Source organism: Lysinibacillus sphaericus, from assembly GCF_015844675.1.
Taxonomy (GTDB): domain Bacteria; phylum Bacillota; class Bacilli; order Bacillales_A; family Planococcaceae; genus Lysinibacillus; species Lysinibacillus sphaericus_E.
Map to the genome: position 1 here is coordinate 63,080 of NZ_LDGC01000025.1, position 22,572 is coordinate 85,651.

Annotated in this window: 24 protein-coding genes; 18 read left to right on the forward strand and 6 right to left on the reverse strand. The window is 37.6% G+C overall.

Annotation, left to right across the window (positions count from 1 at the left end; all coding sequences use genetic code 11):
* Positions 1-57: 57 nt before the first annotated feature.
* Positions 58-423 (reverse strand): YugN family protein, encoded by a 366-nt coding sequence (locus ABE34_RS08455; RefSeq protein ID WP_197141731.1) that lies wholly within the window; start codon positions 421-423, stop codon positions 58-60.
* Positions 424-571: 148 nt separating this feature from the next.
* Here ABE34_RS08455 and ABE34_RS08460 point away from each other — a divergent pair, with 148 nt between their 5' ends.
* Both ABE34_RS08460 and ABE34_RS08465 read left to right on the forward strand, forming a co-directional pair.
* A complete protein-coding gene (locus ABE34_RS08460; protein WP_197141733.1) occupies positions 572-1,693 on the forward strand; it encodes a CAP domain-containing protein in 1,122 nt (373 codons plus the stop codon).
* Between the two features lie 267 nt (positions 1,694-1,960).
* Entirely contained in the window at positions 1,961-3,436 is a 1,476-nt protein-coding gene (locus ABE34_RS08465) for a UDP-N-acetylmuramoyl-L-alanyl-D-glutamate--2,6-diaminopimelate ligase (protein WP_197141735.1), read from the forward strand.
* Here ABE34_RS08465 and ABE34_RS08470 read toward each other — a convergent pair.
* A complete protein-coding gene (locus tag ABE34_RS08470) occupies positions 3,417-3,914 on the reverse strand; it encodes a PaaI family thioesterase (protein WP_346655545.1) in 498 nt (165 codons plus the stop codon). The two genes, ABE34_RS08465 and ABE34_RS08470, sit on opposite strands and share 20 nt — an antisense overlap.
* Before the next feature lie 90 nt (positions 3,915-4,004).
* On the opposite strand from ABE34_RS08470, the gene ABE34_RS08475 reads away from it, so the two are divergent.
* The 3 genes from ABE34_RS08475 (at position 4,005) to ABE34_RS08485 (ending at position 6,443) form a co-directional block, all read left to right on the forward strand.
* Positions 4,005-4,451: a YlbF family regulator gene (locus tag ABE34_RS08475; RefSeq protein WP_197141739.1), complete on the forward strand. Its 447-nt coding sequence runs from the start codon at positions 4,005-4,007 to the stop codon at positions 4,449-4,451.
* Between the two features lie 174 nt (positions 4,452-4,625).
* On the forward strand, positions 4,626-5,678 hold the full coding sequence (locus ABE34_RS08480) for a tartrate dehydrogenase (RefSeq protein ID WP_197141741.1): 1,053 nt from the start codon (positions 4,626-4,628) through the stop codon (positions 5,676-5,678).
* Between the two features lie 309 nt (positions 5,679-5,987).
* The gene (locus ABE34_RS08485; protein ID WP_197141742.1) at positions 5,988-6,443 is read left to right on the forward strand and encodes a DinB family protein; all 456 of its coding nucleotides are present in this window, start codon (positions 5,988-5,990) and stop codon (positions 6,441-6,443) included.
* Between the two features lie 74 nt (positions 6,444-6,517).
* Here ABE34_RS08485 and ABE34_RS08490 read toward each other — a convergent pair whose 3' ends face one another.
* Positions 6,518-7,423 carry a glycerophosphodiester phosphodiesterase gene (locus ABE34_RS08490; RefSeq protein ID WP_197141744.1) on the reverse strand — a complete coding sequence of 302 codons (906 nt, stop codon included), beginning with the start codon at positions 7,421-7,423 and terminating at the stop codon, positions 6,518-6,520.
* 251 nt (positions 7,424-7,674) lie between these two features.
* On the opposite strand from ABE34_RS08490, the gene ABE34_RS08495 reads away from it, so the two are divergent.
* On the forward strand, positions 7,675-7,947 hold the full coding sequence (locus tag ABE34_RS08495; protein ID WP_197141746.1) for a YlbG family protein: 273 nt from the start codon (positions 7,675-7,677) through the stop codon (positions 7,945-7,947).
* Positions 7,948-7,949: 2 nt separating this feature from the next.
* Here ABE34_RS08495 and ABE34_RS08500 read toward each other — a convergent pair whose 3' ends face one another.
* Positions 7,950-8,339 carry a DUF7147 family protein gene (locus tag ABE34_RS08500; RefSeq protein WP_197141747.1) on the reverse strand — a complete coding sequence of 130 codons (390 nt, stop codon included), beginning with the start codon at positions 8,337-8,339 and terminating at the stop codon, positions 7,950-7,952.
* A 56-nt stretch (positions 8,340-8,395) separates the two neighbouring features.
* On the opposite strand from ABE34_RS08500, the gene ABE34_RS08505 reads away from it, so the two are divergent.
* The 3 genes from ABE34_RS08505 to coaD all read left to right on the forward strand — a co-directional run bounded on the left by ABE34_RS08505 (position 8,396) and on the right by coaD (position 11,210).
* On the forward strand, positions 8,396-9,823 hold the full coding sequence (locus tag ABE34_RS08505) for an RNA polymerase II (protein ID WP_197141748.1): 1,428 nt from the start codon (positions 8,396-8,398) through the stop codon (positions 9,821-9,823).
* A 215-nt stretch (positions 9,824-10,038) separates the two neighbouring features.
* Positions 10,039-10,590: a 16S rRNA (guanine(966)-N(2))-methyltransferase RsmD gene (gene rsmD, locus ABE34_RS08510; RefSeq protein WP_197141749.1), complete on the forward strand. Its 552-nt coding sequence runs from the start codon at positions 10,039-10,041 to the stop codon at positions 10,588-10,590.
* Between the two features lie 104 nt (positions 10,591-10,694).
* Positions 10,695-11,210, forward strand: a complete 516-nt coding sequence (coaD, locus tag ABE34_RS08515) for a pantetheine-phosphate adenylyltransferase (protein WP_170938874.1) — start codon at positions 10,695-10,697, stop codon at positions 11,208-11,210.
* Positions 11,211-11,308: 98 nt separating this feature from the next.
* Here the strand turns inward: coaD and ABE34_RS08520 are convergent, their stop codons facing one another.
* Positions 11,309-12,208, reverse strand: coding sequence for a hypothetical protein (locus ABE34_RS08520; protein WP_241747156.1), 900 nt, complete (start codon positions 12,206-12,208; stop codon positions 11,309-11,311).
* Positions 12,209-12,326: 118 nt separating this feature from the next.
* Between ABE34_RS08520 and ABE34_RS08525 the strand changes: the two genes are divergently transcribed.
* Positions 12,327-13,373 carry a SepM family pheromone-processing serine protease gene (locus ABE34_RS08525; RefSeq protein ID WP_197141750.1) on the forward strand — a complete coding sequence of 349 codons (1,047 nt, stop codon included), beginning with the start codon at positions 12,327-12,329 and terminating at the stop codon, positions 13,371-13,373.
* 764 nt (positions 13,374-14,137) lie between these two features.
* Here the strand turns inward: ABE34_RS08525 and ABE34_RS08530 are convergent.
* Positions 14,138-15,349 carry a nucleotidyltransferase gene (locus tag ABE34_RS08530; RefSeq protein ID WP_197141751.1) on the reverse strand — a complete coding sequence of 404 codons (1,212 nt, stop codon included), beginning with the start codon at positions 15,347-15,349 and terminating at the stop codon, positions 14,138-14,140.
* A 196-nt stretch (positions 15,350-15,545) separates the two neighbouring features.
* Between ABE34_RS08530 and ABE34_RS08535 the strand changes: the two genes are divergently transcribed.
* From ABE34_RS08535 to mraZ, 8 genes are all read left to right on the forward strand, one after another.
* Complete coding sequence (locus tag ABE34_RS08535; RefSeq protein ID WP_197141752.1) at positions 15,546-16,079, forward strand: YceD family protein; 534 nt, start codon at positions 15,546-15,548, stop codon at positions 16,077-16,079.
* Between the two features lie 24 nt (positions 16,080-16,103).
* A complete protein-coding gene (rpmF, locus tag ABE34_RS08540) occupies positions 16,104-16,277 on the forward strand; it encodes a 50S ribosomal protein L32 (RefSeq protein ID WP_010858320.1) in 174 nt (57 codons plus the stop codon).
* Positions 16,278-16,441: 164 nt separating this feature from the next.
* Positions 16,442-17,209: an enoyl-CoA hydratase/isomerase family protein gene (locus ABE34_RS08545; protein ID WP_197141753.1), complete on the forward strand. Its 768-nt coding sequence runs from the start codon at positions 16,442-16,444 to the stop codon at positions 17,207-17,209.
* 110 nt (positions 17,210-17,319) lie between these two features.
* Complete coding sequence (locus ABE34_RS08550) at positions 17,320-17,697, forward strand: transcriptional regulator (RefSeq protein WP_197141755.1); 378 nt, start codon at positions 17,320-17,322, stop codon at positions 17,695-17,697.
* Positions 17,698-18,422: 725 nt separating this feature from the next.
* A complete protein-coding gene (locus tag ABE34_RS08555) occupies positions 18,423-19,325 on the forward strand; it encodes a 2-dehydropantoate 2-reductase (RefSeq protein ID WP_197141756.1) in 903 nt (300 codons plus the stop codon).
* Positions 19,322-19,717 carry a DUF3397 domain-containing protein gene (locus ABE34_RS08560; protein WP_197141757.1) on the forward strand — a complete coding sequence of 132 codons (396 nt, stop codon included), beginning with the start codon at positions 19,322-19,324 and terminating at the stop codon, positions 19,715-19,717. Before ABE34_RS08555 ends, ABE34_RS08560 begins: the two co-directional genes overlap by 4 nt.
* Positions 19,718-20,240: 523 nt before the next feature.
* Positions 20,241-21,857 (forward strand): bacillithiol biosynthesis cysteine-adding enzyme BshC, encoded by a 1,617-nt coding sequence (gene bshC, locus ABE34_RS08565; RefSeq protein ID WP_197141758.1) that lies wholly within the window; start codon positions 20,241-20,243, stop codon positions 21,855-21,857.
* A gap of 252 nt (positions 21,858-22,109) precedes the next feature.
* Positions 22,110-22,541 (forward strand): division/cell wall cluster transcriptional repressor MraZ, encoded by a 432-nt coding sequence (gene mraZ, locus ABE34_RS08570; RefSeq protein ID WP_079559763.1) that lies wholly within the window; start codon positions 22,110-22,112, stop codon positions 22,539-22,541.
* Positions 22,542-22,572: the final 31 nt, after the last annotated feature.

Below are 22,572 nucleotides of genomic sequence, written 5' to 3' on the forward strand. Positions count from 1 at the left end.
ATAAAATGATTTCGATGTTTAATCGACATATATGCACCGTGAAATAACTATCTAAAATTACGCATGAATTTCAAAATCTTGTAAGTCTAATTTAACCTTTTTTAAGATTTCTTCACATTTTTTTACAAGATGAGCTGGATAAACTTCATCATCACCATACTCAACACCGTGTGGATAGTAGTACTTACCAAGTACTGGTTTCATTAATGTTAGGATTGCATCGTGTGCACCAACATCACCTGATTTAGCATATGAGAATACACGTAGGTAATAACGTCCCTCACGAGTATCGAAACGCTTATCAAATGTCATACGTTCGTAGTCCCAGCCGCCATCACATTCTAAACCGTTTTTTTTCATGACGCTTACAATAAGTTCTTGATCAGCTGTTAAATTTTCAAGGTTAGTATTTTCAAAATACATCTCTAATCCTCCTTTAGGTTCTCGTACAAAGTATACGCTCATTTTTATAATAGAGCATATTCGACATTGTTGCAATGACAACATTGTGTCAACCCAACTACAATTGATATAATAGTTTTAGAATAATCGTGATAAGAAGGAGACATGTATGAAAGCTTTATTTCGCATTTTTATGGCATGTGCTGCAGTTGCGTTGATTGGCTTTATGTTTTTTAATACACCACGTGAAAACGAGCCGCTAAAAGGCCCGAATGCCAATTCAAATATCATTCCCAAAACCGAGTTAACGCAACCTGAAATGGGGGCAATGCCACGTCCGAAAAGCGGGATGTCAACATTAATCGGTAAAGAAATAAAGGTAATTTCAGATAAATATGGTGAACCAGTGCGAAAGGAACCATCGTCCTTTGGCTATGATTGGTGGATATACAATGCAAGTCCCTCCAAATTTTTCATGGTAGGCGTTGAAAATAATGTGGTGACACAAGTTTATCTAGCTGGTGAAGATTTAGATGCTTCTCCTTTTAAGGTTGGTCAGAAGCGCGATGATATATACCGAATGACTATCATTGATTACGAAGTAACGGCGAATGTTGGTAAAAATATTTTCTCTTTCTCGATGAGTGAAGAAGATATGCAGACGCGGTTGCTTGTAAAATTCGATGGGCTATTTGCACAACTCTATCTCGATAGAGAAACTAGTGAGCTACAAGGCGTACGATTTACTAATAGTAAAACTCTTGTTCTTCATCAACCTTATGAAATGACTTATCAAGGCGAGCTAGTTATACCAACCCCACCTTCTTCCTTTTTACAGAAGGAAATAAATGAAGCAAGTGCTGCGCAACTTGACGATTTAATCAATGTTGCAAGAGTTCGACATGATTTATCTCCATTAAAAATTGATGAATCAATAGAAAAAGTTGCAAATATGCATAGTGAAGATATGAAGGTTCAAAATTTCGTTGGTCATGAATCACCAACAAATGGAGATTTAAAAAAGAGATTAGAAACACAGGAAATCGAATATAGTGAAGCAAATGAAAATCTTGCGACTGATTATTTTGATGCTATCGAAGCAATGCATGGCTGGCTTAATTCATCTGAGCATCGAAAAATCATATTAAATGATTTATATACCACAGTGGGATCTGGAGTCTTTTTAAACTATTATACGCAAATATTGTTAGAATCTTCTTCACAGGAGCTGGATAGTGAGAATAAAGACTCTGAGGAACCAGTAGAAAATAATGATGAATCATCACCTTAAAGAGAACTTAACGTGTGGAGTTTTTCTTCACCTCACTAGTTTTCAATAATCAAGCGTTTTCGGGACAGTGAATCTCGTTCCGCTTTCGGTGCTTCTAAAATGCTGGAATATATAGAAATTAAAGACTGAAGATACACTTGATTTTGCCAAGTGTATCTTCAGTCTTTTCAGTTAGACGAAAAAGAAAAGTGCAATGACCAACTACAATTTTCGTCACACCATTATATACGCCGTCATATGCTAGAGAACCGAAAGGGGGAATGAAGCTTGCAATTAGCTGAGCTATTAAAAGACTGGCCGTGTAGTGTAACTGGAGGATCTATTCGTACAAATATTACAGGCGTTGAGGATTATGCTCAGGCAGTAAAACCTGGGGATATTTTTATTGTACGTAAAGGTAAGAAAACATCAGGAAGTCGTTTTGTAAAAGAAGCATTAGCTCGGGGAGCTGCCGCTATAGTATCAGAGGAAAGTATTTCAATACCTATTACTGATCAAAGTATTCCTTTTGTTTGGGTTCCGAATACATCCTTATTTTTATCGTATGCGAGTGCAAAGCTTTCAGCCTTTCCAGCGGAAGCATTGACAGTCATTGCGGTTACGGGTACAAATGGTAAAACAACAGTGAGTCATTTTGTGAGCCAATTGCTAAGAGCTCTACATAAAAACGTCGCGGTTATTGGAACTGTAGGATTTTTCATCAATGAACAGAAACAACAAACAGTGCATGAGCAATTAACTACATTACAGGCAAAAGAGTTGCATCCAATTTTAAAGCAATGTGTACGAAATGGTGTTACACATGTTGTTTTAGAAGCTTCGTCAATGGGGTTACAGCAACATAGGCTTGATCATTGTGATATCGATTGTGGTGTTTTTTTAAATTTAACGGAGGACCATTTAGAAGATCATGGAGGACTTGAAGCTTATAAGCGTGCGAAAAAGAGATTGGCAGATTTGTCAAAAAAACTTGTGCTAAATGGGGATGATAATTTTTGCCGCTCCGTTGGTATTTATGATAAGAAAAAATCCTGCTCATTCGGGTTTGATAATCATAATGATTTACATATCCAAATTGTTAGTGAATCAATTGGAAAAACGGTGCTTTGTTTACAAACATCCTCGAGCGAACATATCGTGGAAATTCCTTTTAACGGAAAATATCATGTGCAAAATGCTGTAGCTGCGTTAATGACTTTATGGCGACTAGGTATTTCAATTGAAGATCTGGCGGAGCATATGTGGTTGTTGAGGCTACCAGAAGGAAGGCTTGAGAAAATAGACAATCCATTTGGGGTTGACGTGTATGTTGATTATGCTCATACGGCCGAGGCATTACAGGCTGTTTTGCAAACTTTGGATTGTACTAAAAACCTTTACCTTGTATTTAGCTGTGGGGGAAATCGAGATAAGGCGAAGCGTTTTGCGATGGGAGCGGTAGCTAGTAAGTATGCGGATGTCATCTTTTTAACAACGGATAATCCACGTGATGAGGATCCTATTTTAATTAATGAAAGTATTATTGCTGGTTTTACTGAGCAGCAATATTATGAAATCTATTTAGATCGAAAAGTTGCTATTCATCAAGCGCTAGCAAAGGCAGAAAAAGGTGATATTGTACTTGTTGCCGGAAAAGGGCATGAACAAACCCAACAAATAAAAAATCAAAAATTCCCTTTTTCCGATCAACAATGTATTCGAGATTACTTTTTAAATCTTATGTCTAAGGACGGCGTTGAATAACAAAGAAAGATCCAGTCGCAATAGCAAGTCTTCGTCCAGTCTCATCCTCGATATCACATTCCATCACAAGTGTCTGGCGCCCTTTATGGACGAAGCGCCCACGAGCGATTAGTTCCTTGTTTGTTGTTGTAGCAATATAAGAGAGATTCATATTTGTTGTGACAACATTAAAGCCTTCTGGCACTGAACGCGAAGCAAGTCCGCCCATTGCTGCATCTGCAATAGTTGCAATAATCCCACCGTGTGGTACCTTAATAGTATTATGGATAACAGGTGTAATGGGAATACGAACTTCACTAACTTCGGGTTCGAATTTGCCAACCATGTGTAAGGCAGCATTAATATAACGTCGATGAATACCGTGTTGTTTATCGCGAAGCCCAGACAATAAATGTAGTAAGACTTCCTCATCTTCAGCCGTGCTATGTTGTAAAATCTCTGCAAGTAATTGTTCTATATGTTCTTTAGATGATGGCACCAATTTAAAAACTCCTTCATTTAAAAATATCAATAATGTAAAATTACCATAAAATCTGTTATGATGGAAAAGAGATTGGGGGAATTAAAAATGATGATGACCTCTGACTGGGCAATCATTTTGGATGAGACCGATGAGCTTTGTGAGATGATTCTTTCCTCTGAGCATGCGAAAGCGCTGCAACAAGCTTATGATGATGTGTATAGCGACGTCCAAATAGTGGAAGCTATTTACGCTTTCAATCGCATGAAAGAGCAGTACGAAGATGTACAACGTTTCGGAAAATATCATCCGGACTATCATACAATTATGAAATCGATTCGTCAGCAAAAGCGCGCACTCGATTTAAATGAAAAGGTTTCGGCATTGAAACTTGCTGAGAACGATTTTCAAGATTTGCTAGACCAAATAAGCTTACTTATAGGGAAAACTGTTTCTGAAGCGGTAAAAGTTCCTGTAAGTAATCCGTTCTTTGCATCAGGTTCTTCATGTGGTGGAGGATGTGGCTCAGGCGGTTCTTGCTCATGCTCTGCTTAACACAAGGTAATACTTTTTAATAGACTATATACAAAACTCGAGTGAGTTTGTATATAGTTTTTTTTATTACTATATTATGTTGTAGCGACAGCAACATACATCAGGATGAAATTGCTGAATAAAAATTGTATAGTAATTGAATAGGCAATATAGAAATTAAAGGAGGATAAATAGATGAAGACTTATCGAATTGCCGTTATACCAGGAGATGGGATTGGTCAAGAGGTTGTACCTGCGGCGATAGAAGTGCTTAATAAAGCTGCTCAACTAGATGGTAGCTTTCAATTTGAATGGACAACTTTCCCATGGGGCTGTGATTATTATTTAGAGACAGGTAAAATGATGCCTGATAATGGTATTGAAGTTTTAAAAGGTTATGATCAAATCTTTTTAGGTGCTGTAGGTATGCCCGATTTAGTACCAGATCACATTTCGTTATGGGGACTACTTATTAAAATCCGCCGTGAGATGAAACAATCTATTAATGTGCGTCCAGCAAAGCTACTTCAAGGTTTGCCTTCACCTTTACGTAACCCAAATGGCTTTGATTTTGTAGTTGTACGTGAAAACTCAGAAGGAGAGTATGCTGAGAGTGGTGGCAGAATACATAGTGGACAAGATGAAGTTGCTATCCAAAATGCTATTTTCACGAGGAAGGGAACAGAGCGGGCAATGCGATATGCATTTGAAATGGCGAAAACTCGACGCCAGCATGTTACAAGTGCCACAAAATCTAATGGAATTACGTATAGTATGCCATTTTGGGATGAAGTTTTTGAACAAGTAGGTAAAGATTATGAGAACATAGGACAAGTATCTAATCATATTGATGCTTTAGCTGCTTTTTTAGTAATGAAGCCAGAAAAATTTGATGTAATTGTTGCATCAAATTTATTTGGGGATATTTTAACCGACTTAGGTGGTGCAATTATGGGCAGCATCGGAATTGCGCCAGCTGCAAATTTAAATATAGAACGACAATATCCATCCATGTTTGAACCAGTTCATGGCTCAGCTCCTGATATTGCAGGACAAGGGATTGCAAATCCGCTTGGACAAATTTGGACAGGAAAAATGATGCTTGATTTTTTAGGCTATCATGAGGTTGGTACCAAAGTGCTGAATGCGATGGAAGCAACATTAGTGCAAGGTATTAAAACAGGTGATTTAGGAGGAAAAGCAACATTACGTGATGTAACGGATGCGGTATTACATCATTTACAATAAAGTGGAATTTAAAATGTCATTACCAAAAGTAGTGGGTGACATTTTTTAAAACGTATGCCATTTATCCTCATTCCGTAGAAGACTCTTACCTATGAAGATGGTGATAAATTGATCTTCGTTACGGCTGGGCGAGTCCTTGGGGATTAGCGGCTCATCGGACGCCCCTGGGAAAGCGCCCAGTCGGAACGGAAATCAACTACACGTTATGGTGATGATTTAACTTTAAACAGAGGGGTTTTCTTCAGCTCCCCTGTTTATTTTGTTAAAATAAAAAATTTTGCTGCAAAAATGAAAGGGGTGTAGGGTCTTATGATTAAGTTTTTTCAGTATAACTGGCAAGTAAGAGACGAATGGTTCGAGTGGTGTAATCAGCTAAGTATAGAGGAATTGTTGCAGAAAAGAATTGGGGGATTAGGTAGTATTCTATATACACTCTTTCATATTATTGAAGTTGAATATAGCTGGATTCGTGGCATTATGGGAGAAAGAGACAGAATATTCGATTTTGATGAATATAGAACGCTTGAAAAAGTAAAAAATCTTTCAATTGAATTACAAGGCGAAATTATGGGATTTTTGAAGCATAATGAGAATTTAAACGATGAAATCGTAAAGGTCTCTTGGGATACAAATACTTATACAAAAAATGATATTTTACACCATACTATTGCACATGAAATTCATCATATAGGGCAGCTTTCTGTATGGGCGAGAGAATTAAATCTATCCCCAGTACCTGCAAATTTTATAAGAAGAAAATATTAAAATAAAAGGTAAGGGCTATAAAAAGTAGCCCTTACCCATAATGTGTTACCTAATGGAAGTTAAGTTCCATTTCATTATTCTTGTTTTTGTAGTATTTCTACTGCAATATCAGGTCTATCTGTAACAATACCTTTTGCACCATTGTGAATTAATTTATTCATTGTTGGGACGTCATTGATTGTCCAATAATGAACAGGGATATTTAAATTGCTTAAAAATTGGATAAACTTCGGAGAATCCAAGTTAATTACTCCTGATTTAGGTGGTATTTGGAATACATCTACCTTTGGATGATATAAATGTCCGAACTGACTTGAGAAAGAAGCGAATGCTTTACGAACATCTGACTCGCCTGCACCTAATGCTACTTGATTTTGAGCATATAAATTAAAGCGATCAATCTGTTCACCGTAGAAGCTTGTGACAACTACTCGATTCTCAGCACCAAGCTCTTCAATTAAACGCCATAGTTTAGATGGCATTAAACTTCCTTCATACGTATCTGGCGCATCTTTAATATCAATATTTACTAACATGTTTGGATAAGATTCTAGAAGTTCGCGTAAAGTTACAACGTCTATTTTTTCATCTCGATAAGGAAATTCCCCATCCAAATCTTCAAAGTGATAACCGTGGTTTAATGCATTTATTTCTGCTAAAGTCATGTCTGCAACAAGTCCATAGCCATCTGTCGTACGATCAACAGTATCATCATGGAAAACGATAATTTCCTCATCTTTAGTTAAGCGAATATCTATTTCAAAGCCCTGAACACCTAACTGCATGGCTTTTTCAAAAGCAGGCATTGTATGCTCAGGTGCTAAATGAGCACCGCCGCGATGTGCGAGAATAATTGGGTGATCAAATTGTAATGCTTGTTTACCTTCTCGTTGTTGAGGTTTAGAAATAGCTTTACTACCTGCCCAAGCCGCTGCACTTGCCGCTGCGATTGCAAGCGCAATCTTTGTTTTCTTACCCATATTCGTCCTCCTTAACAATTAAAATAATATAAATAGTACTGACAATTTCACTTTTAAATTTTCAGTGAGCAAACAAAAAATTATAACTTAAATTAGTGCTCTATTAACTTGCATAAGTGAATGTAAAAATCTTAGTCAACGTTGTATGCTTTTCCATTATAACGGAAAATCGAGCGTTCTGTCAGCTAAACTCTGTTGCTATCATTTTCCGGTCTATGGTATTCTTTTATGTAAGAAATGAGGGGAATACTATGAACGAACGCCAAGGACTAATCGTTTACGTCCATCAATTAAAACATGCGAAGTCTCTTCGAAAATATGGTCATGTTCTTTATATTTCTCGGAGGCAAAAATATGTAGTTCTTTATTGCGAGCGAGAGGAAATTGAATCAATGACAACAAAACTACAACGCCTTCCATTCGTGAAAGACGTTGTAAAGTCTTATCGTCCATTTGTTAAAACTGAGTTTGAAAATGCAAAACCAGATAAAGCGAAAGAATATGACTATAAAGCAGGTCTATAATACTATGTTAAAGCTGGTATATAGTGATGAAGTCTCATTATTCCGATTAAGTATTGATAAAATAGTTTTGATTCCGAAAATATAGAAGAGTGCTTTATTTCTACAACAACCGCTTTTCTATCTAGTCGTTTAATACTTTCTTCAAACATTTTTTGTCGCTGTGAAGGCTGCTCTTCATTATAAGGGATGCCTTCTCGACAAATATAAATCGGCATGAATTTACTTTCACCGACTGGTTTTAAAGCGATTGCTAAAGAGGCAAACTTTTTTTCTTCTTTAGTGGATGTTAGTATAAAAGCTTGGTGGAAGCGATCTTGATTGGTTTTCACTATTTCAAGTAGCTCATAAACATCACCATAGCCTTCACCTAATTCTATAAATTGTTGTGGCATAAAAATTGCACATCCTTTCCAATACACATAGTATCATGCTGCGGGAGGTCAAGCACATGAAATTTGCAATGAGTTTTTTTTCCATTCTAGCATTAATCATTACCGGCACATTATTTTTTCAGTACCATGCCTATTCATCTGATTTAGAAGCAGGCAATGGCGAATTCCGTTATTCACAGGAGATAGAAATTGTCTATCGAGAAAATAGCTTGGATATTCGTCAACATTTTAAAAACTTACCAAACCAAAAAGTGAAAATAAAGTGGCCGGAAAATGCAGTGAACCCTAGTTGCTTTATCGATAACGAAAAAAGCTGTGAGCGATTATCAGAAGAAGTCTCTTATTTTAAACATGGAGAGACTAAATCACAATCTGTTTCATACATAATTCCGATTGAGGGTGGCTTAAAAGATAAAATGCTCATCCAAAATGCTTTCGCCACATTAACGAATGGTGAAGCATCTTATTCCGTAGTACATATTTCAACCGATAGTAAAATTGTTGGTCAGTGGATCACGGGATTGCCTTTAGTAGGTCAGCAAAAATTATCACTTGTTAACTATACAATGTTTAGTGGAGATGGTACAGTTCGTGATATTTATTGGCAAAAGGGTAATTTAAAAGCACAAGAGCAAAACTCTGTGTTATCTATTTATGCACGGGGAGCTATTTCGAAGGATTTATTGAAGTCATTGGAAAACATCAAGTTTTTGAATGATCAACATATTGCTATTATTCAAGAAAAGAATCCAGTGAAAGAACATGATGACCGACTTTTATTTATGCCTGAGCTAACTGAACAAGCAGTTGCACAGGAAGTTATACTGTCACAAATAAAGTCACAATATAAGTTTAAAGATTCACCAACATGGTTGCCGGAAGTTGTGGCATCCTATTTAGTGAAGGATACGATTGGTTCCGATAAAGCAAAGAAAATTGTGAAGACGTTAAAAGAATATATGACAGCAGATCAAGAGTTAGCATGGCAGGAATCTTTGGATAAGCTAGGGGAAGAGCCGATTTCCCCTACATTAATGGACGATCTTTTATCAAAGGTATTAAATGCAAAAACGTCTTATTTTAAGTTGAATGCGGCCCAAGTAAACGGGACATATCCACTTTTATTTGAGGATGATCGAAATGTTTATGTGAATGATGCTTTGAGAAAAGATGTTCATGTGATTCTTTCTGAAGGACAAGTATTGTATACTGCTGATACATTGTTACCGTATCTAGGATATACGGTTGGTGAAGGGAAAAATGGATATTATATCAATAGTGATAATCGCACCTTCCGATTCCCGAAAGAGCCTGGATTTTATGTATTTAATCAACGTAGATATTCTACAATTTCAGAACCAATTATAAAAATTGCCAATCATTATTATGTTGAAGAAGCTTGGCTACAACGATTATTTTTAGTAGAATTACAAAAAAGTGATGGTCGTATCAATATTAAGAAGTTAACACAAGAGGAAGAATAAATTTTTGCAGCGGAGGTTCGTCTTTCGCTGCAAAAATATTTTTAACTTCTTTAAAGTGGGTGCTAAACACCCGCTGAAATAGAGGAACTCAGTCTAAGAACGCCATGTCCTGTGGCAATTTGACTGTGCAAAAGCGAAGCGACAACACAATAAATAATAACAATTACGCCAAGGTGAAATTGTTATATGGAATAAGAAAGTACGGTGATTTGCCTATGAGAGTTGTAGCAGGAGAACGTAAAGGGATGCCGTTAAAGGCGATTGTAGGGAACACGACGAGACCTACAACTGATAAAGTTAAGGAATCCATCTTTAATATTATTGGTCCATTCTTTGATGGAGGTATAGCGCTTGATTTATTTGCAGGGAGTGGTGGCTTAGGGATCGAATCTTTAAGTAGAGGAATTGAGCAGGCCGTTTTTATTGAAAAGGATGCAAAGGCGTTCCAAGTACTACAGGAAAACATAAAGAAATGTCGTTACGAGGATTGCTCTGAGCTATTTCGTATAGATGCGAAGCGTGCTGTGAAAGCGCTATTAAAACGTGATATTTCGTTTAAATTAGCATTTTTAGACCCTCCATATCACCATAAAGAATATTATGACTTAGTGCAGATTCTTGTCGACAATGATAAAATTCAACATGATGGCGTAATTTTATGTGAGCATGCAAAAGAAGTAGAATTACCACAGAGGTTTGGGGACTTTGTATTAAAAAGACAAGAAACATATGGCGGAACGATTATATCCGTTTATCTTCATTCGTAGGGTATCCCACTACCAACTGAATAGTGGAACTCAGGCTAAGAACTTCACATCCTGTGAAAACGTAAGAGTGGCCACGTCATGCAGCCAAGGTAAAATGGATCGTTATGCAAAAGAAAGAGGGGAATAGATTGTCAGAGAAAATTGCTGTAGTTCCTGGGAGTTTTGATCCGGTGACATATGGTCACTTAGATATTATTAAACGAGCGGCAGATGTATTTGACACAGTTTATGTTGCTGTATTAAATAATTCATCCAAGCAGCCATTATTTTCGGTAGAAGAGCGTATGGCATTAATGGCTGAAGTGACTAAAACATTGCCTAATGTACGTATTGAAAGTTCATCTGGACTATTAATAGACTATGCCAAGGAAAAAAAAGCAAAAGCGATTGTCCGTGGTTTACGTGCTGTTTCGGATTTTGAATATGAAATGCAAATTACTTCGATGAACCGTTTTCTTGATAAAAACATTGAAACGTTTTTCATCATGACAAAAAATCAATATTCATTCTTGAGCTCAAGCATTGTCAAAGAGGTTGCGAAATATGGTAGTGATGTAACCGAGCTTGTTCCTGCTTGTGTTGTAGAAGCATTGAAAGAAAAGTATGGTTTTAATAAATAAAAGAAACAAAGAGGATGTCTTATTTTTAAGACATCCTTATTTTAGTTTGAGGAGCAATTTGTTTCCTACGTATAATGTTGAACCATGCAGATGATTATTTATTTTAAGAAAAAAAGAGCATAAATAGTAGGTACAATGATTATGCTAAGTAGGCGGAATTTTATATAGGGTCGAACAGACAGCTTGGCTGATTTTGCAATGACGAAGATTTGTAAGTGAATGCTTATACTTTGCATGGTTAACAACATAACAACTAGTAATGGCAAATACGAAAGATTTGGAAAAGCTGAGACGGTCATTTTAAGACCATTTGTAACTTCAAGAATTGCTGCTATGGAAAGTTCCGCTGCATAGGGAAGTTTAGGTAGCAGTGAATCTAAGCCTTGTTGGACAATTGTCTGGATGGTAGTGAAAAAAATTATTGTCGTTCCAACTAATAGTATTGTCGGGGCTGTTTCTTTTATGCTTTCAGAGAATGGTGCTGTATTCAAAGATGTATTGTGTATTGAGATGCTAGGAGGATCTGTTTTACGAAATAAAAAGTAACCAGTTAGTAAGCAGCAAATATTAAAACTATGTAGTAAACATAAAAAAAACCATCCGAACGTATTACTGTGTAATAAATCAAGGCTTACAAAGCCTAGGACAAAAAGAGGGCTTGGTGCATGACATACGGCTAATAAAAAATTTGCTTCTTTAGCGTGTAATTGCCCACTATTTTTTAAGTAAACAATGGTTGTTGCTCCAGACGGATAACCTCCAAGTGCGCTAATAATATAGGCTTGTACGTATAAAGAAGCTCTTTTTGTTTTTGTGCGCATAGGAGCCGTTAAACGGAGCAGCCATTGCGTTAAAATAAGATAAGGTAATAAATACGGGAATAGAGCATCCATAAAAAGGTTTAAACCTAAATCAGTACCTGTATGAGCTGTTTGTGGGAATAACAAGAGTAATAGAATAAGAACTATGCAAATCGCTATTTGAATTGTCGCGTACATGTTATCATCTCGTTTCAACTTTTTGTCATTCACATAGGCAAATGCTAAAATCAATATATGTAAAAAAGGCAAAAAAATGAACGTAAGGTTTTGCAAGCGTCCTAGGAGGTTTTTTCTTGTGAAGAAAAAAATTAGTATTTATGCAATGTTATTAGTCGTGATTTGTTTTTTAATGTTATACCGATTAGACGCTTATATTATGAAGCCTGGAAGTGCTTATGATGTCAGTGAATTTGTTAACGTTGAAAATAGCCACACGAATGATAAAGGTTCCATGAGTTTAATGACGGTGGCTATGCAGCAAGCTACGCCTTTTTCGTATCTTTGGGCAAAAACTCAAAAATACCAAAAATTAATGGATATTACGCAAGTTCGAAATCCGTTAGAGGATGAAGAGGAATATAATGTTCGACAGCTTAAATTAATGACGGATTCTCAATTTAATGCAAAATATGTAGCTTTTCAGAGAGCTGGCCTTCAAACAAAAATTCTTTTTAACGGTGTTTTTGTATTAAATGTTCTGGAGGGCGGTGCTTCGGAAAATTTATTAAAAGCTGGTGATGAGATTATTGAAGTTGATGGACAAAAAATAAGAAATCAACAAATGCTTGTAGATCTTTTAAAGCCGAAGCAGCTTGGAGAGAAAGTGACAATTCAATTTATACGTAATAAAAAAGAACAAGAGGTAACGATCACATTAAAGGAAATCCCTAGATCAGAAGAAACAAGGGCCGGTTTAGGTATTACTTATGCTGAAAGTAAATCTATTGAAACAAATCCAAATGTGTCAATGAAAACTGAGGATATTGGAGGTCCGTCTGCTGGACTAATGTTTACTTTAGAAATTTTAGACCAACTTCTCGAAGAAGATTTAACGAAGGGCTATGCTATCGCTGGGACAGGGGAGATGCTAGTTGACGGCACTGTTGGAAGAATTGGTGGAATAGACTATAAAGTCATTGCTGCTGATCGTGATGGTATGGAAATCTTTTTCGCGCCAGATGATGAAATTACTCCAGAAATGAAAGCTAAATATCCTGAGTTAGAATCAAATTATGCAACAGCAGTAAAGGTAGCGAAAGAAATAAAAACAAAAATGAAAATAGTTCCGGTTAAATCTGTGGATGATGCAATCGAATATTTAAAACAGCTACAGCCGAAATAAGAAACAAAAAAGATGCTAGAAGAATTTCTGGCATCTTTTTATTTTAAAGAAAATCTTATTATTGGGATTTAAATAAAAGTAAACCGCTGCTCGCAGATAAAAATGTTGCTATCGTTGTGATATTACAAAATTATTTAATTATAGTTCTTCGCCAAAGCGAGGATTGATTTCCGTTCCGACTGGGTGCTTTCCTGGGGGCGTCAGATGAGCCGCTTCGCTTCGCTGCAGGGTCTCATCTGTGACGCTGATCCCCGAGGAGTCACCCAGTCTCCACTCCAATCAACCACTTTACTCAGCGTGTATCTACCGGTCACACTAATTGTAATAAAAAGAAACTTTGCAACAAATGTTTAATATTTAAAACATATGGCAGTAATGGGAGATATATAATTGCGGCTGTTATAAGTCGGATTTGTTTGATTATGATGAGTAGTCATAGTGTTCATTTTTGAAATGTGCAAAATTAATAAAAGTTCTACGCTATCATTGATTGGAATGGAAGGTTACTCGACTCCTGTGGGTAGCGAGACAGGTGAGACCCTGCACGGAGCGAATGTTTTCCGTGCGAAAGCGGAGGAAGCGGTTCAACGCTCGCCCACAGGAAGCTTTGCTCTACGCGAAAACGAAGCGGTAGCGATAAAGCGAGTAGCTTGGACTGGAAATTACCCTTTAATGCGCCACGACATTCCTTGACCATTTTGTTTTTCTACAACATAAAAGGATGCTAGAAAATCTGGCATCCTTGTATTGAGATTTGCTATTACTTAAAAACGAATGGGTGGTGTTTGATAATCTTTAGGCAAACTTTGCCCTTTTGATCTTTGCTCTATACTTAAATTGTATACCTCTGCTGCATGAATATCTACAGCGAGCATAGCATCATCCATAGCTGCAACACGACTGATTAAAGGTAAAGGTATGTCTTTTTTGTGCATGCCCAAATACGCTTGTCCCTGCTTACTCATACCAAGCAAACGTATACTGGAAGGCGCATCAAAGCTTTGCAATTGTTCTTTTGTAAATCCAGTATAAATGTGCGTGAGCATACGTTGAAGTCGTGTCCAAGTATAGCGTTTAGATTTAATTTTCTCCATAAAGCTACCGAATGAATGACTCGTTTTCGCTGCTTTAATCAGTGCATTCTCAATGCCTTCTGTTACCTCAGCGTAGCGCGTCAGTTCACTAGGTGTGTGCCGAATAAGTGTAAACTGTAATAATGGCCAAAAAGTTTCCCAACTTGCAAATCCACCATATTTTCCATGCCAATCTGCTAAATGAACGAATGATGCTTTAGGTAGAAACTCTTGCACATTTTGTAGAGCACTTGTTGTTGCTAGTGCCTTGCGTATTCCTGTGGCGCTAGCGATGGATGCACCTTCTTGTATAGCGTCATGGTAACCTGCAACGATGCGAGGGATCGTTAAAGGTTTAATGTTACTACCTAAAGTTTTGGCAGCCTCAATGTAGTGAAAACCAAGTATATTGTTCGGTTGACCTAAATCAATGTATGCAGCAGGGAACTTTTGAGAAAGCTGTTCATAGGCGTAATGTAGACTTTTAGGATAGCTTGCCCCCGTTTTAAGGCTTTCTTTAATAAGAGCGTTATATTCAGTACGGTGACTATTAATGAGCTGAAACGTATTCATAAAGGGTTGTATGGAGCCATCTTCGCTTCCGAAAGTAAAAGAATCACAACCAATTCCAGAAAGTAAGGAAATGGCTCCTTTTGCGAAATCAGTTGCAGGTGCGGTACTATATACGTAGGGTAGTTCAATGACAATATCGACACCACCTGCGAGAGCCATTTTTGTGCGTGTCCATTTATCGACCATGGCTGGTTCACCACGTTGCAAAAAATCCCCGCTCATGACAGCGATGACAATATCCGCTTGTGCTACTTTCTTCGCCTGTTCCAAATGATAGGCATGTCCATTGTGAAAAGGATTGTATTCAACAACTATTCCAACTGCTTGCAAATGTAAGCCTCCTTTATCTATAGCATTTGCTTCTCGTTCTAAGGAGCATTTTTGCTTATATAGAACGGTTTAGAGCAAATACACATTTAATAATATATAATTATAGGTGGGTTTTATTGTGGTGACAAGAAATTATCTTGACATCTATTTTTACACATTATATAATCAACAGTGTTGTCTCGAGGTGATTAAACGAATGAAATGGTCAATTCATCAATTATCTAAATACCGCCAAAACGGGATGCCAATCGATGCCTATGTCCAGTTGGACGAGGTGATGGAGCGAAACCAGGATATTCGAGCAATTTCGCCCGTTCATGTAAAAGGGCTATGTACTTTCGGTGCATCGCAAATGACATGTCAGCTAACAGTGACAGCGACGTTAACACTTCCATGTGCCCGCACGTGGGAAGATGTTGAGTTTCCTATCGAAGTTGAGACAGTTGAAATTTTCAGCTGGGTTGACGAAGAAAATCGTGGGGAAGATGGCGGAGATATTCACTACATAGTTGGTGAAGTAATCGACATGAAGCCGGTTCTTGAGGAGTTAGTGCTTCTTGAAGTACCTATGCAAGTGTTCAAGGTGAATACCGAAGGGCAAGTGCATGGTGGTAAAAACTGGTCTTACGCAACAGATGAAGACGTTCAGCTACACAAAAAGGCTGACGAACAAAAAGTGGATCCAAGACTGGCTGATTTAGCTAAGTATTTTGATCAAACAGACGAATAGACGATCTGTAAGGAGGTGCCATCAATGGCTGTACCATTTAGAAGAACTTCTAAAACTGCAAAAAGAAAGCGTCGTACGCATTTCAAACTATCTGTACCTGGTATGGTAGCTTGCCCAAACTGTGGTGAAGCAAAATTATCACACCGTGTTTGCAAAGCTTGCGGACAATACAAAGGTAAAGAAGTAGTAAGCAAATAATTCAGTGTTTGCTCACGTCAAAGGCTAGTAAAGAGACCATGGCTCTTTACTAGCCTTTTTGTTGACTAGAAAAGACGGAATCTTTCGGCAATAACAGAAAAGATATATAGTACTATAATAATTGTATGATACAATTTATCCATTGGGACAAAGGGGGAAATAGTATGGCTTATATAATTGATAACAAAGATGGTATTATGACGTTTGCGATTGATCGGGAAGAAAAAAGGAATGCGGTTAATGATGAGGTTATGGACGGGCTTCAAGAAGTTATTACATATATTCGACATCATGATGATGTCCGTTTTTTAGTCGTGACGGGTGCGGGAGATAAATCATTTTGCTCAGGGGGCGATTTATCTGAATTTCATTCGCTTGAAACGGAGGATGAGGCGTTCGGGATGTTGAGTAAGATGGGCAAAATATTATACGATCTTGCGACTTTGCCTGTGCCGACGATTGCGTTAATTAATGGAACGGCGGTTGGTGGAGGTTGTGAGATTGCAACAGCTTGCGATTTTCGTCTAGTGGCAAGTCATGCGAAATGTGGTTTTATACAGGGGACATTAGCAATTACGAGCGGCTGGGGAGGCGGTACATACTTATTCGAACGTGGGTTACGCCATGATCGTGCAATGAAGATGCTAGTCGATGCAAAACCTTATCCAGCAGAATTACTATATGAAATTGGTTGGGCAATGCGCGTCTTCGAAGGTTCAAAAGAAGAAGCGTTGAATGATTTTATCGAACATATGCGTAAAATTCATCCTTCTGTTCATAAGGCTTATAAAGAAATTGAACTTCGAAAGTGGCGTGAGCGTAATATGTATGAACGTGTTATGGAGGAAGTTCGTACGTGTGCGAAATTGTGGGAAAGCGAAGCTCACCACGAGGCAGTTGCTAATTTCCTAGCAAAGAAAAACAATAAATAATGTATAGCGGCAGTGATTATAACAAAGCATAATCACTGACTTTTTTATTTCGATGATTCTATTTTGCTCGCCCATGCATATAGTAGTAAAAAATGCGAGGGTGATAGATTATGGAATTGAAAAAAAGAAAAGATCAATGGACAAAGGAAGACGATGAAAGATTAGCAGAAATTGTGTTGCATAATGTGCAAAATGGCAAAACACAGCTAGAGGCTTTTGAAATGGCTGCTAATGAACTAGGTCGTACAAAACAGGCATGTGGTTTCCGTTGGAATAAAACATTACGTAGTCAATATAGTCAGTCACTACTAGCTGTACGAAATCAGCCGCAACAATCTATGCGAAGCCATTTGAAATTGGCATTAACAAGTTTCGATGAATTAACAGATGCCTATCAAAGTCTCGAAATAAGACACCGTGAATTACAAAATGAGCATGAAAAACTAGTGAAATGGTTACAGCAAGGATATTCTTTAATGAAAGATTAAAGTAAGGGAGCAGATGAGGGTTACAAGTGCGGTAGAGTAAGTTACTTAGAAAGAATATAAGTTAGATTAAAACATAATGCTGCGCTAAGTGAATTTATAGGCAGTAATTTATCTGTACCGAATGCGAAGCGCCAGGTATAAAACGCACACCTTGAAATGTAACGAAAGTAAAGAAGTTAGGTGTAAGAGTTACTGCCAGTAAAAGTCTGATTGGTGAAGACTAATGATCAGTGGAAAAACCCTGCTGATTAAGGTTTCACTTTATATATTGTCGTAAACACTTAGCCAATCTTGTATAATAAAAGAACCTGCATAGGAGGTGCCTTAGAAACTATTCTAAGGCACCTCCTTCTGTAGAGTGGGGCGAAATAGATTGTATAATGATGGACGGTAGCGGCTGTCCAAACACTCGCTCAAATAGAGAAACTCAGTCTAAGAACGCCACGTCCTGTGGCAACGACTGAGTGACCAACATCTTGTTGGTTCGAAGCCTCGACGGATGTCTCGGAATCAGAATGGAGTTCTTGTATCGCAACCATGCGATAACGGCTGACCAACCTGCATCGGTAAAAACGCCATATCCAGTGTCATTACTGAAATGACCGACATCGTGTCGGCCCTCACGCGGGCCTAAGCGTAAAGTCGATTCCGGACGCAATTATGTCGAAAGAGTGCGTTCTCTTATATTTGATCGTCCGTTGTAAATGTGGGAGGTGTGATGTATTGTGGGTGTAACGATTATTGGTGCCGGGGCTGTAGGGCAGTTAACGGCAAGTTTTATAGCTGAGTCTGGTATATCTGTAACGTTGGTTGCGAGAAGGCAGGAACAGGTAGATGAACTTCATGCAAAGTATTTAACACGAGTGAATGTTGATGGAACGAAAACTGTACAAAAAGTTGCTTCAACTACAAAATTAGAGGAACTACCACGACAAGATTTAATTGTAATTGCTGTTAAATACGGTCAATTACAAGAGCTTTACAAACAATTATCTGCATTACCGAGTACGGTACCGTTGTTGTTTATGCAAAATGGTTTGGCGCATTTTGGCGAGGCACTACGTTTGCCACAAAAGAATATTGCTTTTTGTTCTGTATCATTCGGTGCTCAATTGATCAATCAGACAACTGTGCAACATAGAGGTGTAGGTGCATGTAAAATCGCGATAGAGCGAGGAGATAGTAAAGCGTATGACGATTTGTTGCAACTAAGCAATTCCTTATATCCAGTTGAACTACTTGCAAATGCGGAACAAATGTTATTTGAAAAAGCTGTATTCAACTGCTTAATTAATCCATTGACGGCTATACTGCAACTGAAGAACGGAGAGTTAGTTACGAATAAGCAAGCGTTTCTATTAATGCAAACTCTCTATCGAGAAATTACGGAAGCTTTTGAAGGCATAGAACAAACTATACCTTTTTCTAAGGTGATAGACTTATGTGAACAAACGGCAAGTAATACATCCTCTATGCTAGCGGATCGGGTGCAAGGGAGGAAAAGTGAAATTGACACGATTGCAGGAGTAATACTAGAAAAAGCTCTAGCGGATGGTCACGATTTGCCAACTTTACGTACTTTATATCACCAAGTACTTGCGATAGAGGAGAGCGGTGAAAGACGTTGAAAGATTTTTTACATATTATGATAAGTGTCATTATTTTTTGTCCAATCCTCCTTTTTATGATTGTCTATTTAGTTGGTCGAAAGGTTAAAATTCGAGGCACTCATGCTTTCGGAGTAGCATCGGACGTGACGACATTGTGCTTGTTTTTTTCAGTACCACTAGCAATTAGGGTGCTGTGGAATGTCGATGTTAGCGCACTATTAGTTACATTGACGGTAGTGATGGCAATAATTTTTACATATATTGATTGGCGAACAAAAAAGGAAATTGAAGTAAAACCGCTACTTAGGAAAATTTGGCGCTTTCAGTTTTTAGTGCTAAGTGCGGCGTATATTGTTATTTGTTTAGTGGGAGTTATTCGATCTGTTATAGAATATTTACAGGCAGTCTAAGCATTTTCTTTTCATGTTGAAGCCATAAGCGTTAAAATAATAGCGTTATAAAATGTTTTTTTTAGTCCTACTCTAAATGTGCAAAAGTATGAAGTGAAATTGCAAAGTTTTCAAGCATTTGACAGTGTTTCGTAATGTTTGTTGGAAACTGTCATTATAAATTAACTTTCTATGGTAAATTGCATAGTAAGTATTAATGGGATTTATCAGGCGTGTTGATTGGAGAAATATAGATTTTTTATTGACTGATAAAAAGATTTTTTGTTGATATTTTGCAAATATATGCCCATTTTACTGATTGTAGCGTAGGGCTACTCGACTCCCGCGGGAAAGCGAGACAGGCGAGACCCTGCACGGAGCGAAGCGGCTCGATGCTCGCCTGCAGGAAAGCGAGTAGCCTGTAGCGGAAATCAGAAACTTAGTGTGGATGGAAATAGTTAATCGACACACTTGGGAATTATTTTATTTTAAGTTTGCTTATTAAAGAGTAAGAAGATGATTTAGGTAGAGGAGTTTGTGTTAAATGAAACTGGAGTCAATCCAAGTACCCATAAAAAATCGTTTGCTAGCAGATTATTGGTCACCGAATACTGCCATCCATGAGTTTTTTGAATACGAATATAACGATAAATCTTTTGAGAAACGTGCGCAATATCTAGATCAGCATGCGTATGATCAAAAAGAATTAACAGCCATCATACGTCAATTTATGGAGCCTCTTGGTATTTCGAAGAAAGCGAATGAACATTTGCAACAACTAGAGCAAGGAGCTGTTACGGTTGTTGGTGGGCAACAAGCAGGTATCTTAACAGGCCCTCTTTACTCGGTGCATAAGGCGATATCGGTTATTGCATTAGCGAAAGAGCAAAGTGAAAAGCTACAGCGACCGGTTGTTCCTGTTTTTTGGATAGCTGGAGAAGATCATGATTTAGAGGAAATTAACCATACGTATACAGTTCGTGGTGTAGATATTAAAAAACGTGCATACGGTGAACGCTCAAGACGTAAAACAATGGCTTCTGAAACAAGTATAAACAAAGAATCCATGACACAATTAATAAATACTATTGTGAAGGATATGGGTGAAACAGAATTCACTGAAATGCTTATTAAACAATTAGTAAATACTCTAAATGAGAGTGACACGTTTACGGACTTCTTTGCGCAACTTATGAACCACTTGTTTAAAGATGAAGGTTTATTGATGATAGATGCAGCAGACTTTAAATTCCGTCAATATGAGAGTGGGAATTTTACCCGTATCATTCATAAAAATGAAGAAATTGCTAGAGTGGTAACGGAGAAGGAAGCGGAGCTTGAACGTGCGGGTTATGGCCAGCCTATTTTGGCAACAAATGAAGCGGCCAATTTATTTTATGTAGAAGATGAAGAGCGTCATCTTTTAGAAAGAAAAAATCAGCAATTTGTCAATCTAGCTGCCAATATCAAACTATCTCGTGAAGAAGTTTTAAAAATTGCTGAAGAACATCCTGAGCAGCTAAGTAATAACGTTGTGACGCGTCCGTTAATGCAGGAAATGACATTGCCCGTGCTAGCATTTGTTGGTGGACCAGGGGAGCTTGCCTACTGGGCGACATTGAAGGATGCATTTTCGGTATTAGGCTTACAAATGCCGATTTTTGCTCCACGTCTTCATATCACACTTGTTACACGTCGCGTAGAACAACTTTTACGTGAATATCGTTTAACTGTTGCTGAAGTTTGGGATGGTAAAGTGTTACAGCTTAAAGAGCAGTATGTTGCTGACGTACAGGACACTGAAGCGAAGCGCCAAATTCAAACGATGCAACGAGATCTTTTAGAGAAATATGATGCACTTCAACATTATTTAGAAGAACAACAGCTATTATTAGATAAAATACTTGAGAAAAATAAAGAGAATCATCTAAAGCAATTTGAGTATTTGCAGCAAAAGGTTGAACAAACTGTTCTTAACAAACATGAAACAACGATCCGAAAATTTATGACGTTACAAAATGAGCTGTATCCAAATGAGGGGTTCCAGGAAAGAACTTATAGTCCATATCGATATTTTAATGAGTTTGGACCTACGTTAATTACTGAAATGCTGAAACAAAATTATAGCGTTGGCAATCACCACTATATAATTTATTTATAATCCAATATTTGTGTCTATATACCTAATTAATAATTTGATACAATGTGAATTTGATGGGTAATGTCGATATAAATAGTAAATAGAGAGCTATCCTACTAAGGATGGCTCTTTTTTTGAGTCATTTAGCATAGTTCCAATAAATTGTTAAAGGCCTAATCGCACATTAATTGTTAAAATGTCAAGTTTTTTTTAAAAAAAGTGGAGGAAAGTGGGGGGATGTGGTACATTATTTAATAAAGTGGGGTGAATAGCATGTTCATGGGAGAATATCAACACTCTGTTGATGCAAAAGGACGATTAATCGTGCCCGCAAAATTTCGTGAAGCCTTAGGTGAAACGTTTGTTGTAACACGCGGACTTGATAATTGTTTATTTGGCTATCCTATGGATGAATGGCGAAAACTCGAAGAAAAATTAAAGGGCTTACCGATGACCAAAAAAGATACACGTGCATTTGCAAGGTTTTTCTTTTCTGGAGCAACGGAAGTAGAGATAGACAAGCAGGGGCGCATAAACATTCCTTCGACTCTAATGCAGCATGCACATCTTGTAAAAGAATGTGTCGTGTTAGGAGTTTCGAATCGGATTGAAGTATGGGCGAAAGATGCTTGGGAGACTTACTTTAGTGAGTCGGAGCAATCCTTTAATGAAATTGCAGAAAATATGATTGGCTTTGATTTTTAACTTTTTTAGACACTTAAGTGTCAGCTAGATG

Excerpts from the sequence above, each read along its gene's own strand:
- ABE34_RS08550 (WP_197141755.1), top strand. The coding sequence starts at position 17,320 with ATGGAATTGAAAAAAAGAAAAGATCAATGGACAAAGGAAGACGATGAA.
- rpmF (WP_010858320.1), top strand. The coding sequence starts at position 16,104 with ATGGCTGTACCATTTAGAAGAACTTCTAAAACTGCAAAAAGAAAGCGT.
- ABE34_RS08475 (WP_197141739.1), top strand. The coding sequence starts at position 4,005 with ATGATGATGACCTCTGACTGGGCAATCATTTTGGATGAGACCGATGAG.
- ABE34_RS08495 (WP_197141746.1), top strand. The coding sequence starts at position 7,675 with ATGAACGAACGCCAAGGACTAATCGTTTACGTCCATCAATTAAAACAT.
- ABE34_RS08520 (WP_241747156.1), bottom strand. The coding sequence starts at position 12,208 with ATGTACGCGACAATTCAAATAGCGATTTGCATAGTTCTTATTCTATTA.
- coaD (WP_170938874.1), top strand. The coding sequence starts at position 10,695 with ATGCAAAAGAAAGAGGGGAATAGATTGTCAGAGAAAATTGCTGTAGTT.
- bshC (WP_197141758.1), top strand. The coding sequence starts at position 20,241 with ATGAAACTGGAGTCAATCCAAGTACCCATAAAAAATCGTTTGCTAGCA.
- ABE34_RS08500 (WP_197141747.1), bottom strand. The coding sequence starts at position 8,339 with ATGCCACAACAATTTATAGAATTAGGTGAAGGCTATGGTGATGTTTAT.
- ABE34_RS08480 (WP_197141741.1), top strand. The coding sequence starts at position 4,626 with ATGAAGACTTATCGAATTGCCGTTATACCAGGAGATGGGATTGGTCAA.
- ABE34_RS08460 (WP_197141733.1), top strand. The coding sequence starts at position 572 with ATGAAAGCTTTATTTCGCATTTTTATGGCATGTGCTGCAGTTGCGTTG.
- ABE34_RS08505 (WP_197141748.1), top strand. The coding sequence starts at position 8,396 with ATGAAATTTGCAATGAGTTTTTTTTCCATTCTAGCATTAATCATTACC.
- ABE34_RS08455 (WP_197141731.1), bottom strand. The coding sequence starts at position 423 with ATGTATTTTGAAAATACTAACCTTGAAAATTTAACAGCTGATCAAGAA.
- ABE34_RS08485 (WP_197141742.1), top strand. The coding sequence starts at position 5,988 with ATGATTAAGTTTTTTCAGTATAACTGGCAAGTAAGAGACGAATGGTTC.
- mraZ (WP_079559763.1), top strand. The coding sequence starts at position 22,110 with ATGTTCATGGGAGAATATCAACACTCTGTTGATGCAAAAGGACGATTA.
- ABE34_RS08535 (WP_197141752.1), top strand. The coding sequence starts at position 15,546 with ATGAAATGGTCAATTCATCAATTATCTAAATACCGCCAAAACGGGATG.
- rsmD (WP_197141749.1), top strand. The coding sequence starts at position 10,039 with ATGAGAGTTGTAGCAGGAGAACGTAAAGGGATGCCGTTAAAGGCGATT.
- ABE34_RS08490 (WP_197141744.1), bottom strand. The coding sequence starts at position 7,423 with ATGGGTAAGAAAACAAAGATTGCGCTTGCAATCGCAGCGGCAAGTGCA.
- ABE34_RS08545 (WP_197141753.1), top strand. The coding sequence starts at position 16,442 with ATGGCTTATATAATTGATAACAAAGATGGTATTATGACGTTTGCGATT.